The following is a 17039-nucleotide window of genomic DNA, read 5'->3' on the forward strand; positions in this document are numbered from 1 at the left end:
GCTACCCTCAGGCGAGAGGTATATCTTAAGCTCTCCTCCTAAACAAACGGTGGGCGGATCATCAATAGGCCAGACAAGGTCAGAGGCGAAGAGAAGATGGCTGCCTTTTAATGGGAAGAGCAGGGCCAGCCCTCCTCGCACAGTGGTGGGGGCAAACTCAATATCATAAATGAATCGCCTTGGGGTTCCCAGATGCTGAAGCACAAGGCCTAAGTAGAGGTATTTGGTCGGCTTCACCTTTAGCCCGAAGTCCCCCAGGAGCGAGTAGGCATGGTAGTTGTATATCTTTGAGGCTACAAACTTCGCTGAAGCACCCAGCGAAACGTAGCGATTCAGCTGCCATCCTACCCCTGCCGATCCCAGGACGTCGTAGAGGGAGAATTCCCCTTGGGTTCTACCCTCTTCGTCTCGAAGTGTGTCTGTAGCCGAGAGATATGCCGCGGCAACTCCCATGCTTGCCCGTCCCTTTCGTTCAATTGGAAAAACCGTTGCGCCGCTTGCGTAGCCTACATCCCCATATAGATTCATGAACATCAATGAGACGTCCATCCCTTTCATCATACCCATTCCTGCGGGATTCCAGAACATAGCGTTGGCGTCGTCTGCGACCGCGGTGAACGCCTCACCCATCGCCACAGGACGCGCTCCCACCCCGAGCTTCAGGAACGGCATACCAACCGTCACCGCCTGAGATGTAAGTGTCAGAGAGAGGAGTATAGCTACCATAGGAAAGAGAAGGATAAGCCTGGATTCAACCGTCCGCCGTAGCTAATCCTTGCTTCAAGGGCTGTGCTCCACGATTCTCTTGAGTAGAGAAGGGAGAACGAAGCATTAGCTGCCACTCCGAATCCCTTTAGTGGCTCTTCGTGTTGAGTGATCTCGGCGATCAAGCGTCCGAAGGCGTAGCCTGCACTTCCACCTAGCGACAGCACGGGCTTGATCCGCCAGGAGCTGAATGGATCGTAGAGGATGTCGGCTCCTCCTCCAGCGGTCAAGAAGGTAGCGTAGCTCTCGTAGGGGTCATCCGCGTAGAATGTTGCGGGTCCAAGGAGCGAGACGCGGGGGCGAACAAAGAGATGTTTGCTCGGGTTGATGCCTGCGCTCACATCCGCGCATAATGGAACGCCTGTCAGGTCTCCTGCGGATAGTGGAGAAAGCAGATAGCCGATCGAGAAGCAAAAGATCCCCTTCCGCATACCGACCTGGGGTTTTAGAATAGTTGTGAACCCTTCATAGCGATCCCTGAGCTCCAGAACATGAATCGTTGCCGCAAATCCCTCTTGGGCTCTGAGGGCACATGCCAGATCCTGACCTGCCAGTAAGGCCCCTAGATTTTTTTGAGCAAAATTTAGCTCTTGCCGGGCAAAACCTCCCAGTAGAAGCAATGTAATTACACCCATGCAGAATTATAAGGTAGCGGCAGGCGTTGTCAATCTCCCTGACCTTACCTAGGTAAACGGTGGCGGCGAAACCTATGCGAGGACCGGCTCCAAGCATCACTTAGACAACGATAGATTTGTTATTTTCTGGGTTACGCTGAATGCTCCGGAATTTTTGAAGTCTCGCTGGCTCTCCACCCTGTGCCTTATGTTATGAGCGCTGCGATCTTTTGCCCAAAGGGCAAAAGGAGCATTAAGGGTCCGGTGGGCCTGTAAGCCGAATTCTGTCTAGGGCGGTCATCTGTCTAGTGCCAGCGCGTTGCCGCGGGCATCCTGCAGCCTACCCGAGGGGTCAGGACCTACGTCCAGTCGACGGGCCGCCGCCCCCCTGCTTGGCCTTGCTCCGGGTGGAGTTTACCGTGCCCTGGATGTTACCACCCAGGCGGTGCGCTCTTACCGCACCTTTTCACCCTTACCTGCGGGAACAGGCGGTATGTTTTCTGTGGCACTGGTCAAGGGTTGCCCCTTCCGGCTGTTAGCCGGCACCCTGCCCTGTGGAGTTCGGACTTTCCTCTCCGCCCCGAAGGCAGAGCGACCACCTGGCCCACCGGACAAGATATTCTAGCCTCCGCATAAGGTTTGTCAAGCAAGAGCGGTTGTCTCCTCACCTCAGTAATTTGATACTACTTTTTTGTAAAAGATTTAAATTGACTTGAAACCACTTGACAAGATTTTTTTGCGTATATTTGGATACGGGGGAATCCCTGAGGGGTTCCCATGCACGTAAATAAACCAAACAAAGGAGGACATCATGTCCAAATCAAAAAAACTCCTCCTCATCGCCGCGGTTGCGGTGTGCGAGGACCGGATCGTGTGGGTGTATTCCCGTCTTAACACCGACACCATCTTCGAGGCCTTCGCCTTGATCACCGACTGGGACATGGGGGTTGGGATCTCGGAGTCCTCACCTGAGCCAGCATCACCAATCAAGCTTGAGGCCTCCCTCAACCGGCTCTCATACGATGTCCCAGGCGAAGCCCGGCTTACCCTCTACTCCGCCGACGGCCGGAAGGTGCTTACCGAGACCATCCAGGGCAAGGGCATCTGGACGCCCTCCCCGCCCTCCTCCCACCTCCCCTCCGGCGTGTATTTTGCCCGGGTTGAGGGGGATGCGTCATCCAAAACACAGAAGGTTGTTCTCATAAGATAGTAAGCGTGCCGACTTACGCGAAGCGGCGTTTAGAAACGCTAAAGTCGGCCCCTACGTTTTCCCTGCGATCTTTTTGCCGAAGGGTAAAAGGAGCATTTATCCCGGGGTCCCCGCTCGAATACCTTGTATTCGAGTGGGGTGAAATTGCTTGACAATGTAAGGAATTGGCGTATCTTCTTGACAATATGTTGCCGGACTCACAAACCGGTAGTAACCCCCAAGTCCAATCGGCGGGGAAATCGTTGCTTCCTGAGCAGGTAGTTGAGAACCTCAAGCAAACAGCAAGGGACGCGTCAGCGAACTCCTACTCCCCCTACTCCAACTTTCCCGTGGGAGCAGCGGTTTTAGCAGAAAGCGGTCGCATCTATTCCGGCACCAACGTGGAGAACGCATCCTACGGGCTTACCATATGTGCCGAGCGTGTTGCTGTAGCTGCGGCAGTTACCGCAGGTGAGAGGAGTATCGCTGCAATCGCTATCTATACTTCTACAGAAGAGCCTTCCGTTCCCTGCGGGGCGTGCCTTGCGGTGATATCTGAATTTGCGGATGGCATACCGATCCTTTTATTCACTGAAGACAAACAGTGCTGGTATTCACTTAACCAGCTGCTGCCAGAAAGATTTAAACTAAAGCCAAAGGAGACATGATAATGGAGCAAAAGAACGTCGACGAACTCCTTGCTAAGGCCGAGAAGCCGAGCAAGGACGCGATGAAGATGCACCCATTCTATCAGGGCAAGGTGCAGGTGATGGCCAAGTGCTGCGTGCGTAACATGGACGACTTCGCCATCTGGTATACGCCTGGCGTGGCCAAGCCGTGTCTGGATATCCGCGACCACCCGGAAAAGGTGTTTGAACACACCAACAAGGGGAACATGGTGGCGGTGGTCTCGGACGGCACGCGGGTGCTTGGTCTGGGTGACATCGGCCCCGAGGCCGGGCTGCCGGTGATGGAGGGTAAAGGACTTCTCTTCAAATACCTGGGCGGTGTTGATGCCTTCCCCATCTGTCTTGATACCAAGGACCCGGACAAGATCATCGAGACGGTGCTCCTTCTTCAGCCATCATTCGGCGGCATCAACCTGGAGGATATCTCTCAGCCCAAGTGTTTCGACGTTCTGGATGAGCTCAGAAAGCGCGCCCGCATCCCTGTGTGGCACGACGACCAGCAGGGCACGGCTGCGATAATCTACGCCGGACTCATCAACGCCGTTAAGCTGGTGGGCAAGAAGATTGCCGATATTAAGCTGGTCTTCCTGGGAGCCGGTGCCGCGAACATCCGTGCCGCTCACGTGTGCATCACCGGTGGTTTCAACCCGGAGAATATGATCCTGGTGGATTCCAAGGGCATTATCCATAAGGAACGCACCGAGCTTGCAGAGAAGTACAAACAGAAGTGGGAGCTTGCTCAGATCACCAACCGCGAGCAAGTCAAGGGGGGTATTGCAGATGCCATGCGCGGCGCCGATGCGGTGGTTGGTGCATCCAAGCCCGGTCCCGGCGTCATATTGCCAGAGTGGATCAAGGCCATGGCCGCAGACCCGATCGTATTTCCCTGTGCCAACCCGGTGCCTGAGATCTGGCCCTGGGAGGCCAAGGAGGCGGGTGCTCGAGTGGTCGCAACCGGACGTTCCGATTTCCCAAATCAGGTCAACAACTCGCTTGGCTTCCCCGGCATCTTCCGCGGAACCCTTGACGTGCGCGCCAGAACCATCACCGATGGCATGTGCATCGCCGCAGCCAAGGAGCTTGCAAAGGTCGCCGAGGACAAAGGTCTTACGGAGGACTACATCATCCCCTCCATGGACGAGTGGGAGGTCTTCCCGCGCGAGGCCGCAGCCGTCGGTATGCAGGCCGTCGAGGAAGGGGTGGCGCTTCGCGCAGACGTCACCCGTGAGCAGTTGCTCAAAGAGGCGGAGGAGACGATCCGCAACGCACGCTCCTCTGTCCAACTTCTCATGAAGGAAGGTTATATACCTGAGTATAAAGAGGAATAGTTAAGTGCTCCTTTCGTCCCCTTGGGACAAAAGATCGCAGTGAGAATAAGAAGGCCAGCCCACAGGCTGGCCTTTCACCTTTAATCAGGTAGTATATTGACAAACATGATCCCTCCATTAAACTATCCTCTAGGGATTTTAAACACAAATAAAGGAGCGAGATGAATCTGTTTTTACTTTTGGTCGCCGCCGTGCCGCTTCCTACGCTCGAGCAGCATATGCTCCTTCACAAGCAGGAGAAGGTTAGCCAGAGAATTATGATACCTGGCGATTACTGGGATGAGGGGCACGACTTCGACGTTCTTGACTACGATATAGATATGACCGTAGATATACCCGCGGACACCATCTGGGCAGATGTAGGTATTCAGTTTGAGGTGCTTTCGGATGATCTGGACACCATGGGTCTGAACTTCCACTGGGCACTCACGGTGGAGGAGGTAAAGGAAGGTTCTAACCCACTCGAATGGGAGTCCGTCATAGGCGGAGATTTAAAGATAGCCATGGGCAGAGAGGTATCGGCAGGCGATACCCTTGAGCTTACCATCAGCTATCATGGGAAACCGATTCAACGGGGGCAGGGCCTCTACATAGACGAATTGGTTACCTACACCAACTGTGAACCGCAAGGGGCGCGGAACTGGATTCCATGCTACGACGAACCCTCGGACAAGGCAACGTTTACCCAGCATATCACCGTGCCACGCGATTATAAACTCGTAGCCAACGGAACCCTTGAATCCTTGGAAAAGAATGGAAACTGGTGGACATATACCTGGCGCGAGCACTATCCCCAGCCTACCTATCTTATCGCCTTTGCCACAAGTAAGCACTACGTCACAAAGGATACCTTCGCCACTGTGGATGCGATCGAAGTTCCCATGAGAACCTGGATGCTTGAAAGCCACAATGTAGCGAATAAGTTTGATTGCACCCCCGGAATAGTGGAATACTTCTCCGATATCTTCCCGCCCTACCCCTTTGCCGATGAGAAGTACGATCAGGTCCATGCTCCAATAGGTGGAGCCATGGAAAACACCACCTGCACATTCATCAACACCTTCAAGAACTGGGGAACCACATGGGATCCTGTGATCGCACACGAGCTCTCTCACGATTGGTGGGGCGACTGGCTTACCTGTGCCACCTGGGCCGATCTGTGGCTCAACGAGGGATTTGCCACATACTGCGAGGTTCTGTGGTGGGAGGAAAAATACGGTCAGGAGGGCTACGACGCCTACGCTCGTTGGATAATGGATCTCTATCTTGAATACGGTCAGCGCCATCCTATCTACGATCCGCCGTGGGGTGATCTCTTTGGGGTGACTACCTACGAGAAGGGTGGAAGCGTTATGCACATGCTGAGGCAGGTTTTAGGCGATTCAATCTTCTTCGCGGGCCTCAACACCTACGCGTGGCGCAACGCAAACGAGGCTGTTATCACCGACGACTTCCAGGATGTAATGGAAGAGGTGGCAGCCCAGGACCTTGACTGGTTCTTTGACGCCTGGATATACGGACCGGGACACCCCCACTACGAGATCGGCTGGAGAGTTGCCCCTAAATCGGGTAACACTTACGATGTGGAGTTTGCTATCTCCCAGATGCAGGATCAGAGCAAACATTATTTCCCATTCCGGATGCCTTTAGAGATCTATATTTACTCCAGAAGTGACACAACGGTTGAGACCATCACAGACAGCCTCGGTTATCAGCGATTCAGTGTTGAAATCGAGGGAGAGCCAGATTCCTTCCGCTTGGGCCCTCGTAGCAAGGTACTATGCGAGATAACCTATCACGACGACATTGACGATGTGCCTCGGCCGGGTGTTGAAGAGAAACCGGTCGATAGAACAGCACCTTTGACGCTCTCCGCAGACGATATGTTCACCGATCTCATGCACGTTCGCTTCAGCCAGCCGCAGGCTCAGTTCGTAAGCCTTGCTCTTTATGATGCCGCTGGTCGTCGAGTCAGACTGTTCTACAAAGGTCGCTCCAGGGAGTTCTACCGGGTCTATCCACTTGCAGATCTCGCTTCCGGTGTTTACTTCGTTCGCCTGGGGCAGGCCAGCGGTTCTTATACGTCGGTAAAGACTGTCAAGATCAGGTAAGCCATGAGAGCATTGGTAAACCTTTTACTTATCCTCACTGCCTGGTGGCCCAAAGAGCGAAGCGGGTTGGAGCACCATCCGGTTATGGAGTTCGCGGATTTCGTTTTAGAAGATACGAGCATTGCCTATGACATCCAGCACTATAAGCTCGCCTTTGATGTTGATATCCCAGCCGAGACACTTTCCGCTAACACAGAGATCACCCTCAGTATGCTGGAATCTACAGATTCCCTGATGTTGCATTTTGTGGGGATGGAGGTCTCCGAGATCAAAGAAGGAGGCGAGTCTCGTTCCTTTGAGCGTGTTGATTCCTTCCTTGTGTTATCCCTGGGTCGAACCGCTTCAGCAGGTGAAGAGATTGTCTTGGATATCTCCTACCACGGAGCACCTACCCCTGCTTCAAGCGTATTTGGTGAGGGGCTTGTGATTGACGGAAGTGACGCTGACACAGCGGTTACCTACACCTGTAACGCACCCTGGGCTGCCAAATACTGGTTCCCATGCCAGGATAATCCGGCTGATAAGGCAACCAGCCAGATGGAGGTTACCGTTCCCGCAGGCTACGAGGTTATATCAAACGGTACGCTTGCCTCGGCTGATCGTTCGGGTTCAAACTGGACCTTCCATTGGCAGGAGTTCCACCCCATCGCCACCTACCTCATCGCGTTCGCCGCATCGAAGAACTACGCACTAACCACAGATACTGCCTCGATCGACGGCACACCGCTACCCATCTACCACTGGGTGCTTGCCAAGGACTCCGCCCAGGTTACCCCTAAGCTTATGCGGGTGAATGAGATAGTGGAGTACTTCTCCGAGCTCTTCTATTCTTATCCTTTCCTTGACGAGAAGTATGCTCACGTTCATTTCCCTGTACGGGGTGCCATGGAGAACCAGACCTGCACCCACATCAACACCAATATCCCGTGGGGTGACTGGGACGTTATCGTTGCCCATGAGCTTTCTCACTCCTGGTGGGGCAATGCGATAACCTGCCGTAAGCTCAAGCACATGTGGCTTAACGAGGGTTTTGCCACCTACTGTGAAGCCTTATGGATCGAGCACCGCGACGGCGCTGACGCATATCAGGAGTACTATGAGCGGGAGATTGCGGGCGGGTATCTCGGCGACTTCCAATCAAGGCGCTATCCCATACTTGATCCACCCTGGTCGGAGATCTACTCTCCTCTTACATACGAGAAGCCTGCCGCCGTTCTGCACATGCTGCGGCGGATTGTAGGAGATGACGAGTTCTTTAGCATCCTGCGAACCTACGGCGAGCGTTATCAGGATTCCACCGCATTGAGCGAGGACTTCGAGGCGGTGGTGGACGAAGTCACAGGGCAAGACTACTCCTGGTTCTTTAACCAGTGGCTCAGGGCTCCTGGCCATCCTGAATATCTAATCAGCTGGGGTGTTGAGCCGACAGGCGATTCTGTACGGGTAATCATGAGATTGCGTCAGACCCAGAGCTGGCCGCCTGATGTTCCAATATTTCGAATGCCGGTTGAGTTCGGTCTCATTGAAAGTGCAGATACCAGCTTCGTTTCGTTCATTGACAGCCTCGAAGATCAAAGTTTTGAGGTTACAATAGGCGGTGCACCTGATGGAGTTATCTTCGATCCACACGGCAATCTGCTCTGCGAGATTGAGGTATCCGGTATAGCCGAGAAGAACCCGGATGATGGTTCAGGTTTTGTCTGCTCAACCATCTGTAGTGGCTTGCTGGAGTACACGTTGGATTTCCATAAGCGGATTGATCTGGTGCTCTACGACGTCTCAGGCCGCCAGATTGAAACTTGGTCAGATATCAAGGAAAGCGGTTCCTTGGATCTTGGGCATTTGCCCGGCGGGGTCTACTTCCTGAGGGTTTTGAGTCTCCCCTCACAGACGCATCGAGTAGTTCTCATCCGATGAGATAAACTAACGCAGGACAGCCCCGCCCTTCCTTATCCCTTCAGTTAATTCCAGAACCTAGTAGATGACTATCTTCCCTCTGAATTCTTGATTCTCCACGTCTAATCGGTAGAAGTAGACACCCGGCTGCTGCACGATCCGAAAGCTTGCTTCTCCATCCTCGATCCTTCGAGAGTACTCCGCGATGCGCTGCCCGGCAACGTTGTAGAGGAGAAGCGTTGCTTTGTCTGAATCCGTTCCAACGGTCAGTTTGACTTCAACCTCATGGCCGATAAGGGATGTGGTGACGGAGGGTGGTCTGTCAGGCGACTCGGCGATCCCGCCTGTTGATTCGTTGCGATAGTAGCGCAGTCTGCCTCCTTGAACGAGGTAGAGGTCAAGATCACCGTCTTCATCAGCATCGCAGAGACAAGGGTTGCCGCTGACTCCGAGACTCTTGAATACCTCCTCGTGCTTATGCCAGCGAGGATTATCCTGACCGGAATTAAAGTATGCAACCAACCCCTGGTATCCGGTATTGACTGTGAGATCGGGCAGGTCTAATTCGTTGTCGGTTAAATCTCCTGGCGTTAAAAAGATGATTCCAGAACTGGGCAGGCCTGTTATAAAATCGTGATGGTATTCATAGATAGGTTCCTCATCAGAGCCTGTGTTGATAAAGCCTACTACGGTTGAATCCTCATAGTCGGCGGTAAGCTCACCGATTAAGTCCATGTCGCCGTCGCCGTCCACGTCAAGGAAGCATGAGGGGAAAAGCGGAGGTAACTCCTTAAGCGCATTGCTGTCTGCGACCCATTCAGGTTCCTCTTTCGTGCCCTGGTTACGGTGAAGGATGTGGGAACCGATGTAGTTGGATTCATCGTCCTCCTTGATGATGTTTATTACGTAGTCAACAAGACCGTCTTGGCTGAAGTCTACGTATTGCAGGTGTCCATTAGAGATAGGAATATGTACGTTCCATTCCCAATAGCGGTAATGCGTATCTACTTGCCAAAGGGTGCCGTCTTCGTTCGCAGAGGAGTGATGCCTGAAGTAGGGGAATAGATAGCCGGGTCCGAAGGGGTCTTCTTGGTATTCCTGTTCAGCCACAGCCAACTCAGGTATTCCATCGGCATCAAGGTCGGCTGCGGCTGGATAGTGCCCCAGAATTCCTCCCCAAACGATGGGCCGTGCGTCGTAAGCGATTCCTTCGGACGTAAGTCTGCCTGGGATGTAGTGATAGCCTTCGTCCCAATCATATCCGGGGTAGATGATATCCTCAACCCCGTCTTGGTTCCAATCGAGGATTTCAAGTTCCTTTATCTCGTTTCTTAAAAAGAGGTGAATGGTGTCCCATTCAGGGGAGAGGGCAGAACCCTTATTGTGCCAGACAGTGAAGTACACCCAATCTGGACGAGGGTCGACAGCAAGCCATTCTCCTGTCAGTACATCCCAGACACCATCTTTGTCCCAGTCTATCCATTGAAGCGCGGGCAGCGCTGGCCAGTATCCGAAGTAGGAGCTATCGAGTTCCCATGATGGCTTCTCGGGAGTGCCGGCATTCCACCACAAGGCTGGTAGTGGGGAATCCTCCTCTACCCACATATACCCCATCATATCCAGATCTCCATCCTCGTCTATGTCGGCAAAGTCGGGTCTTATGACCCACTCCTTGTCAAAGAGTGTGGTGTCAAGTTCCCATAGAGGTTCGCCTGGCTTTCCCTTGTTAACAAAGACGAACATGAGGCGAGACCAGCCCTTCTCCATCGAGATCACGATTTCATCTCTTCCGTCTGCATTAAGATCGCCTACCCCTAAGGAATGTATCACTCCTTGAAGAGGTGGTTCAAAAACGATTCCGTTAAGAAGTTCCTGGTTCGCCTTCCATTGTCTGCCTCTGGAGGTAAGGATATTCTCGAATGCTTCGAGGGAATCACCGAACTCCTTGCCAAGGCGTATCATATCTTCATCGCCGTCAAGGTCCACATCCACGAACTCCAGTTGTTGTTGGTTAAAGGTAAGCCCCAGGCTTATACGCTCGGTCTCGTCGACCCAGTACCACTGCGGCTGGGCCGAAAAAAGGGTCAGAAACACAAAGATGAACATATACACCTCCTTTTGTCCATCTAAATATCATAACTTAGGAGAAGTAATTGTCAAGTCTGCGCATTGCCTCATCAAAAATCCACCTGACCGAAGGATGACGCTTGCGGAATAACATGTCTGGTTGCCTCACGTAAAAATCCACATGAACGTGGATCAGAGTATGATCGTTTCCATTAAGAACAAGAAAAGGAGGCGGTCATATGGCACTGTACCCTATGAGTGCACCAGGCACTCAAGGGGCACGCTGACGTTAAGAGAAAGGAGAGCGGTGATTAAGGAAACAGTAGGACGCTATCAGAGGGCTAGGAAGAGGGAGAAAACAAAGATACTGGATGAGTTTGTGGTCTTGACCGGCTACACCAGGCATCATGCTTGTTGGGTCTTGAGGACGTGGGGCAAGCGCAGCCCTCCCAAGCATACCAGGAGAAGACGCCGTATCTACGATCACAAGGTATTTGTGGCACTCAGGGAGGTATGGCTTATCTGTGACTCGATCTGCGGCAAGCGACTGGCTCCGTATCTTAAGGAGATAGTGCCTATTCTTATTCGCCACAAGGAGTTGACTGTAAACACCGAGACTGCCGAAAAGCTTACAAGGATAAGTGCTGCAACCATAGACAGACTACTTGCGCCGGAGAGGAAGAAGTACAATACAAAGCCCAGATTGAGGTCTGAGAGTTCGCTTCTTAACCGGATACCACTAAAGACCTTCTCTGAGTGGGACAGAACTAAGCCTGGTCATCTACAGGTGGATCTGGTGGAGCACAACGGGGGGACCACTAGAGGCGAATACACCTGCAGCCTGGTTATGACGGACCCCTGCAGCGGCTGGACCGAGGTTCGTGCGGTTCGCAACAAGGCTCAGGTGTGGGTGTTTGAGGCATTGCAGTACAGCCTTGGCCGTATCCCCTTCCAAATAGATGGGCTGCACTCTGACGGCGGCTCCGAGTTCATCAACGACCATCTGGAAAAGTACTGTGAGAAAGAAGGGATAACCTTTACCCACTCCCGCCCCTACAAGAAGAACGACAACTTCTGCGTAGAGCAGAAGAACGGTAACATAGTGCGCAGGACTGTAGGTTATGGCAGATACAGAGGTGAAAGTGCTTTGAAGGTGCTGAACGAGCTGTACGAAGTTCTCAGAGTATACGTGAACTACTTTCAGCCGGTGATGAAGCTTGTGGAGAAGACCAGAATAGGCAGCAGGGTCACCAAGCGCTATGATAAGGCGAGAACCCCCTTTAAGCAATTACTGGAGTGTGAGCAGATAGAAAAAGAGGCAAAGCAAGTGTTGAGTGAACAGTACAGAAGCTTAAATCCTGCTGAACTGAAGAGGAAGATTACATGTTATCAGCAGCAGCTATTCAGATATCTACCCAGGAGAAGAACGAGGGACAAATCAGGACTGGACAGCGTGAAGATTTACTCCGCAAGCGTCGTCCTTCGGTCAGGTAGAATTTAAATGAGGCAACAGGTATTCATTTCAAGTGGATTCTTATGTGAGGCAACAGGGTCTGACGTGGGATACTCGGGGAGTTTTGATTGGGGTCCCCACGAGGTCGCGAAGCAAAGACGTGGGGTAAATAAAGGGGGTCCCCGAGAAGTTACGTCGTAACTTCTCGGGGCTTAATAGCGCTATGGGGATTCGAACCCCAGTCTCCTGGCTGAGAACCAGGTGTCCTAGGCCGGACTAGACGATAGCGCCACAAGGCCAATTCTATCCACAAGGCTTGATTTGTCAAGCTTAAGACCTATAGGGATGTGCAGTGGAAGATCGCGTGTTACGCTTGGACGGTCTTGACAACTGCCGAAAATTAATTATCTTTAGGGGGCTTGCAAGATGCGTATTTTCGTGTAAACTCTTGAGTGTGGAATGCAGGTCGCTAATTTTATGGAGGAGATAAGTCGGATATACCGCCTTTGTGGTGGCGGTAGAAAGAAATTTTAAGGAGGCATCATGAAGTTTGCGTGGAAACTCCTTCCACTTCTCCTTATCGCAGGGTTGTTCACTGTGGGTTACGCCGCGAAGCGAGGCGAACGTTCGAACGGACGACCCTCTGATGAACCCTTCTTATTGGTGGTTGGAATCGTTCCAGGCAGTATGGCCGATCAGGTGGGTATCAAGGAAGGCGATATCTTGCGTTCCTATGATGGGAACTGGGTCCAGTCCATAGAGGAGCTGGAAGCGGTAAAGAAGCTGGCCGTGGATTCGGTCGAGGTTATCTTTGACCGCGGCGAGGAAACCCTGAGCTTCATCTTTCCTCCGGGTCAGATGGGACTCTACCTCGAGCAACAACTGCCTGAGCTTGAATACACGTCGGATGCGGTTCTGCTACAGGGAATAGGACCCTTGGATGAGAAAGAAGGGATGAATAACTCATTTATTCTCTCGCTTGCCCGGACAGCGAACTACCTCAAGGATACGCTTGACTATACCATGCTAATGGGGCTTTCTGGGGCAGCTTTTCGTCTTCAGATGCACCATAACTGGGATATCTCGGCAGTTCTCGCTTCCGAAGGGTACCGCTGTGATCTTGTAGCCTTGGGGGCCTTGGGTTATGAGTACCGATACCTCGAGTTAGAGGAGAACATGCGCAACGTTGAAGCCGTGCGTGATGCTATAATCCAGACGGTTGATGCAGGTAGTCCTGTTATCGCCTTTCAGTTGGCGGCTTTCCCGGACTGGGGTATAATAACCGGGTACCAGAAGTCCGGACGAGAGTTCCTTGTCCGGGTCTACGAGAGTAAACGTACAGGCTACACGCTGGCCGAGGCCTTTCCCAAAAAGGTTTATCTTATTGAGGGACGCGATGTTCCCCCGACCCTAATGGAAGCCATCATCCGTTCCTTCGCGATAGCTCAGGAGGTTCTTGAGACCGAGCGCATCGGGGACTACTACTGTGGCCTCGAGGTGATGAAGAATTGGATTCAGGCCCTTGAAACGGGTGCGTTCCATAACCTCAGAGCAGAGGACTTCAATCGCATCGTCGACGCCAACGCCTGGATGTACAAGCAGCTTGCCGAGGATCGTGACTTTGCCGCTGCATATCTTAAGCGGATAGCGCCTCAGTTCCCGGATATCCAGGATAAGCTCTTGGCTATTGCAGACCTTTATGCTACAGAGGCAGAGTACCTGAATCTAGCGTTCGCATCTGAAGAAGAGATGCCCGTTGTCTGGGCCACAGACCTGGAAAGCCAGTATGACTGGACTCCCCAGATGCGTATGCGCGAGATCAACTACCTGCGTTTTGCAAGAGTAAAGGAAGACGAAGCGCTCAAAATCTGGTGCGCGATCAACGCGATCTACAACCCTGAACCCGTAGAAGAAGAGGAAGCCACTGAGGAAGCCCCCCTACCCGAAGAGGAGCAGCCCGAAGAGCCGATTCAAGAGGAGGAGATACAACCCACCCAGCCTGAGAGGTTCCGCGGGGAGGCCCAGTAGCAGCAGGGCCTGGCTTTTAAGTAATCCCTGTTTCGCTGACCACCGGGATCCATGATGCCTCCTCCACGGTCACGAGATAAGCCGTTAAGTGTCGTCAACCTGAAGAATGCAGGGCTGGGCACGATTATCTTTGTGGCCTGGCCGGTTGCCCTGTCTACCCTTCTTACCCAGCTTATGACCATAGTGGACGCGTTCTGGATCGGTCGGTTGGGTTCAGTTGCTCTTGCCGCGGTGGGTGTAGCAGGCTCGGTATTCTGGGTTCTTGTCGCGCTTTCCCAGTTGACAAACGCACCTACGATGGCTTTCGTGGCCCGTTTCGCAGGAGCCAACGACCGTTCTCAGGCCCAGGCTGCGCTCTTTCACGGCCTCCTCCTGGCCCTATCCCTAGGTGTGATTTTAGCCCTTGCTGGCGTCCCTTTGAGCAGGCCTATACTTTCCCTGTTCGGTGCCAGTCCGGAGGTGATGAAGGTGGGCACTCCTTACCTTGTGATCCTTTTTGTTATCCTGCCGTTTGTTTACTTTTCTGCTGCCTCCTTCACCGCTATGCAGGCAACAGGCGATACCCTTTCCCCGCTTCTCGTTTCCGCGGGCTCCAACGTTATTAACCTGGTGCTCGATCCCTTGTTGATCTTCGGCTGGCTGGGTTTTCCCCGCTTGGGTGTGCTTGGGGCAGGAATCGCCACCGCTGTGGCTACCCTGTTCAACGTGATAGCAGCACTCATAATCCTGAGCAGAAGAGGCTTGCTTGGAGTGGTTCCACCACGGCTAGCGATTCTCGTCCGTTTCCTCAAGGTCGGCTTCTTTGCCATGATTCAGGGGATCACCAGGCCGTTGACCGGCATGGCGATGTTCTACATCATTGGTCTTTCCGGTGTTGTCGCTCAGGCCGCATTCACTGTGGGGCTTCGGATCATAGGCATCCCCTTTATATTCCTCACAGGCCTTACGGTTGCCACCCAGTCCCTTGTGGGACAGTATCTAGGTGCTAGGAAACCTCTTGCGGCGTCACGCATCGTTCGTCTGAGCGGTCTATCCGGGTTCCTGCTGCAAGTCATTCTCTCGACACTTCTTTTCCTCGCCGCCGGTTGGCTCGTCGGCGTCTTTGCCCCGGGGCAGGATGAGGTGATAAAGGTCGGATCGGCTTACCTGCGGGTTTTGGCACCGTTCCTTTTGATCTTACCCTTCTCCATGGCGTGGTCCGGAGCTCAGTACGGTGCAGGACGAACCCTAGGCCCTGCCGTGGCCGCAGTGGCGGCAAACTGGATAGTCAAGCTTCCGTTGGCTTTCGTGTTAAGTCAAATAGTCGGGATGGATACCACAGGTGTCTGGCTGGCGATAGGCGCGTCCGTCGTGGTTGAGACCGCGGTTAACGGAGGATACTTCGCCTCAGGTAAATGGAAGAAGGGAGCGCTATGATAAAACTTCGCGAGGCGACTTTCAAGGATCGTGATGGAATCCTGAGGATAGCATCCGCCACCTGGGAGGGTTGGGACTACGTTCCCCTCTACCTTGATGAGTGGATAAAGGAGGGCGGACTCTACGTTGCCGAGATTGAAGGGGAGATAGTCGGTATCACCAAGACCACGGAGCTATCTCCTGGAGAGATCTGGCTAGAAGCCATACGCGTAGCCGAGGAACATCGCAGAAAGGGCCTGGGACGCGAGATTGCCGAGGAGCAGTTAAGGCTGGCACTTGCCGCAAGCCCCAAGAGCATAAGGCTTTCCACCGCCGACGTCAACACCGCAAGCCTTGCGATAATACATCACCTTGGATTCCAGGAGTACGTGGTCTTTGATTACTTCGAGCAGAGGGAGCCTTTAGGTACATTGCGGAAAGTAGAGTTAGATGAAAAGGAGTTCCTCGCCGGTGCAGAGGTCACCGAGAAGGCCTGGGCACTCGTCCGATCCAGCGAAGAGTTTGTCGCCTCAAAGGGACTCTTGCCCCATACCTGGAAGTTCCGTAATTTCACAGAAGAGCTTTTCCGTTCCCTCCTGGAGGATGGGTTGGTTTACGTGACCCCTGAAGTCGGTGGAGTGCTGGTTCTTATGAGGAACCGCTATACGCCTGAAAGTCGAGAGATTGCGTTTCTTGAGGGCGATGAGCGCTCCCTTGAGATATTGAGCAAACTGGCTCAAGCGAAACTCGCCTCCCTACCGGATGGCGTGAGGTTCCTGGCCTTCGCAGCCAGTAAACGCAAGCACAAGATACTACAACACTTAGGTATGAAGTTCCACGAGCGTGTCAAGAAGGTATATGTGTTTGACTATCCTCTGGACAAGAAGTGATGAAGTCGTTGTGTGTCAATTGAGTCGAGCTCCTGCAGCCACCTTGACTTTGTTTGCTCTATTGGGATAATGAACAATGCGTAAGATGGTGATCTTTGGAGCATTGCTGCTCGTGGGATGTTGTGGATACTCAACCCGCGCTCTCCTGCCTTCGTATCTTAAAACGATCTATATCTCCGATGTTGAGAACAAGACCCTGCGTCCCCTTCTTGCCGAGAACCTCAGGGACGGGGTTGTATTGGCCTTCACCCGAAGCGGTCGTCTGCGTGTTTCATCGGACGCCTCGGCCGATCTCGTTCTCAGGGTCAGTATCACCGGCTATAGACGCACCGCGGCTGTCTACGATGCTTCGCGTAACGTATCCCAGTGGAAATACGAACTGCGCTTTGAAAGCCAGTGCCGGGATCAGGTAAAGAACACCGTACTTTGGGATGATAGAAAAACCACCTCAGAGGTGCTTGACGCCGAGTTGGATGAGGAAGAGGGCATTCGGCAGCTGCTTGAGCGGGCAGCAGATGAGATCGTACGCAGCACACTGCTTGCATGGTAGCCCAGGCCTTCAACGTTCAGATAGAGGAGTTGGTTACGTGCGGTGACGGGTTGGAGCATCTGGA

At 53.1% G+C, this 17039-nt stretch carries 12 protein-coding genes, 1 tRNA gene and 1 other RNA gene; 10 read left to right on the forward strand and 4 right to left on the reverse strand.

The window, feature by feature from the left end; all coding sequences use genetic code 11:
* Positions 1-719 precede the first annotated feature (719 nt).
* Positions 720-1400, reverse strand: coding sequence for a hypothetical protein (locus tag CEE36_03910; protein TKJ43489.1), 681 nt, complete (start codon positions 1398-1400; stop codon positions 720-722).
* Between the two features lie 236 nt (positions 1401-1636).
* Positions 1637-1990: RNase P RNA component class A (gene rnpB, locus CEE36_03915), an RNA gene on the reverse strand.
* A 200-nt stretch (positions 1991-2190) separates the two neighbouring features.
* Between rnpB and CEE36_03920 the strand changes: the two genes are divergently transcribed.
* The 5 genes from CEE36_03920 (at position 2191) to CEE36_03940 (ending at position 8613) form a co-directional block, all read left to right on the forward strand.
* Positions 2191-2589, forward strand: coding sequence for a hypothetical protein (locus tag CEE36_03920; protein ID TKJ43490.1), 399 nt, complete (start codon positions 2191-2193; stop codon positions 2587-2589).
* Positions 2590-2774: 185 nt separating this feature from the next.
* On the forward strand, positions 2775-3236 hold the full coding sequence (gene cdd, locus CEE36_03925; protein ID TKJ43491.1) for a cytidine deaminase: 462 nt from the start codon (positions 2775-2777) through the stop codon (positions 3234-3236).
* Entirely contained in the window at positions 3233-4585 is a 1353-nt protein-coding gene (locus tag CEE36_03930) for a malate dehydrogenase (GenBank protein ID TKJ43492.1), read from the forward strand. The genes cdd and CEE36_03930 overlap by 4 nt, the downstream gene beginning before the upstream one ends.
* A 161-nt stretch (positions 4586-4746) precedes the next feature.
* The gene (locus CEE36_03935; GenBank protein TKJ43493.1) at positions 4747-6696 is read left to right on the forward strand and encodes a hypothetical protein; all 1950 of its coding nucleotides are present in this window, start codon (positions 4747-4749) and stop codon (positions 6694-6696) included.
* Between the two features lie 3 nt (positions 6697-6699).
* Entirely contained in the window at positions 6700-8613 is a 1914-nt protein-coding gene (locus CEE36_03940) for a hypothetical protein (protein TKJ43494.1), read from the forward strand.
* A 57-nt stretch (positions 8614-8670) separates the two neighbouring features.
* Here CEE36_03940 and CEE36_03945 read toward each other — a convergent pair whose 3' ends face one another.
* Entirely contained in the window at positions 8671-10698 is a 2028-nt protein-coding gene (locus CEE36_03945; GenBank protein TKJ43495.1) for a hypothetical protein, read from the reverse strand.
* A gap of 121 nt (positions 10699-10819) precedes the next feature.
* Between CEE36_03945 and CEE36_03950 the strand changes: the two genes are divergently transcribed.
* Positions 10820-12160: an integrase gene (locus tag CEE36_03950; GenBank protein TKJ43496.1), complete on the forward strand. Its 1341-nt coding sequence runs from the start codon at positions 10820-10822 to the stop codon at positions 12158-12160.
* Between the two features lie 168 nt (positions 12161-12328).
* On the opposite strand, the gene CEE36_03955 is transcribed toward CEE36_03950, so the two are convergent.
* Positions 12329-12403 (reverse strand) — tRNA-Glu (locus tag CEE36_03955).
* Positions 12404-12655: 252 nt separating this feature from the next.
* Here CEE36_03955 and CEE36_03960 point away from each other — a divergent pair.
* The 4 genes from CEE36_03960 to CEE36_03975 all read left to right on the forward strand — a co-directional run bounded on the left by CEE36_03960 (position 12656) and on the right by CEE36_03975 (position 16975).
* Entirely contained in the window at positions 12656-14140 is a 1485-nt protein-coding gene (locus CEE36_03960) for a hypothetical protein (protein ID TKJ43497.1), read from the forward strand.
* 51 nt (positions 14141-14191) lie between these two features.
* Positions 14192-15556 (forward strand): hypothetical protein, encoded by a 1365-nt coding sequence (locus tag CEE36_03965; protein ID TKJ43498.1) that lies wholly within the window; start codon positions 14192-14194, stop codon positions 15554-15556.
* Positions 15535-16425: a hypothetical protein gene (locus CEE36_03970; GenBank protein TKJ43499.1), complete on the forward strand. Its 891-nt coding sequence runs from the start codon at positions 15535-15537 to the stop codon at positions 16423-16425. The genes CEE36_03965 and CEE36_03970 overlap by 22 nt, the downstream gene beginning before the upstream one ends.
* A 76-nt stretch (positions 16426-16501) precedes the next feature.
* The gene (locus tag CEE36_03975; GenBank protein ID TKJ43500.1) at positions 16502-16975 is read left to right on the forward strand and encodes a hypothetical protein; all 474 of its coding nucleotides are present in this window, start codon (positions 16502-16504) and stop codon (positions 16973-16975) included.
* Positions 16976-17039: the final 64 nt, after the last annotated feature.

Source organism: candidate division TA06 bacterium B3_TA06 (assembly GCA_005223075.1).
Taxonomy (GTDB): Bacteria; Hydrothermota; Tepidihabitantia; order B3-TA06; family B3-TA06; genus B3-TA06.

Excerpts from the sequence above, each read along its gene's own strand:
- CEE36_03910 (TKJ43489.1), bottom strand. The coding sequence starts at position 1,400 with ATGGGTGTAATTACATTGCTTCTACTGGGAGGTTTTGCCCGGCAAGAG.
- CEE36_03920 (TKJ43490.1), top strand. The coding sequence starts at position 2,191 with ATGTCCAAATCAAAAAAACTCCTCCTCATCGCCGCGGTTGCGGTGTGC.
- cdd (TKJ43491.1), top strand. The coding sequence starts at position 2,775 with ATGTTGCCGGACTCACAAACCGGTAGTAACCCCCAAGTCCAATCGGCG.
- CEE36_03930 (TKJ43492.1), top strand. The coding sequence starts at position 3,233 with ATGATAATGGAGCAAAAGAACGTCGACGAACTCCTTGCTAAGGCCGAG.
- CEE36_03935 (TKJ43493.1), top strand. The coding sequence starts at position 4,747 with ATGAATCTGTTTTTACTTTTGGTCGCCGCCGTGCCGCTTCCTACGCTC.
- CEE36_03940 (TKJ43494.1), top strand. The coding sequence starts at position 6,700 with ATGAGAGCATTGGTAAACCTTTTACTTATCCTCACTGCCTGGTGGCCC.
- CEE36_03945 (TKJ43495.1), bottom strand. The coding sequence starts at position 10,698 with ATGTTCATCTTTGTGTTTCTGACCCTTTTTTCGGCCCAGCCGCAGTGG.
- CEE36_03960 (TKJ43497.1), top strand. The coding sequence starts at position 12,656 with ATGAAGTTTGCGTGGAAACTCCTTCCACTTCTCCTTATCGCAGGGTTG.
- CEE36_03965 (TKJ43498.1), top strand. The coding sequence starts at position 14,192 with ATGATGCCTCCTCCACGGTCACGAGATAAGCCGTTAAGTGTCGTCAAC.
- CEE36_03970 (TKJ43499.1), top strand. The coding sequence starts at position 15,535 with ATGGAAGAAGGGAGCGCTATGATAAAACTTCGCGAGGCGACTTTCAAG.
- CEE36_03975 (TKJ43500.1), top strand. The coding sequence starts at position 16,502 with ATGCGTAAGATGGTGATCTTTGGAGCATTGCTGCTCGTGGGATGTTGT.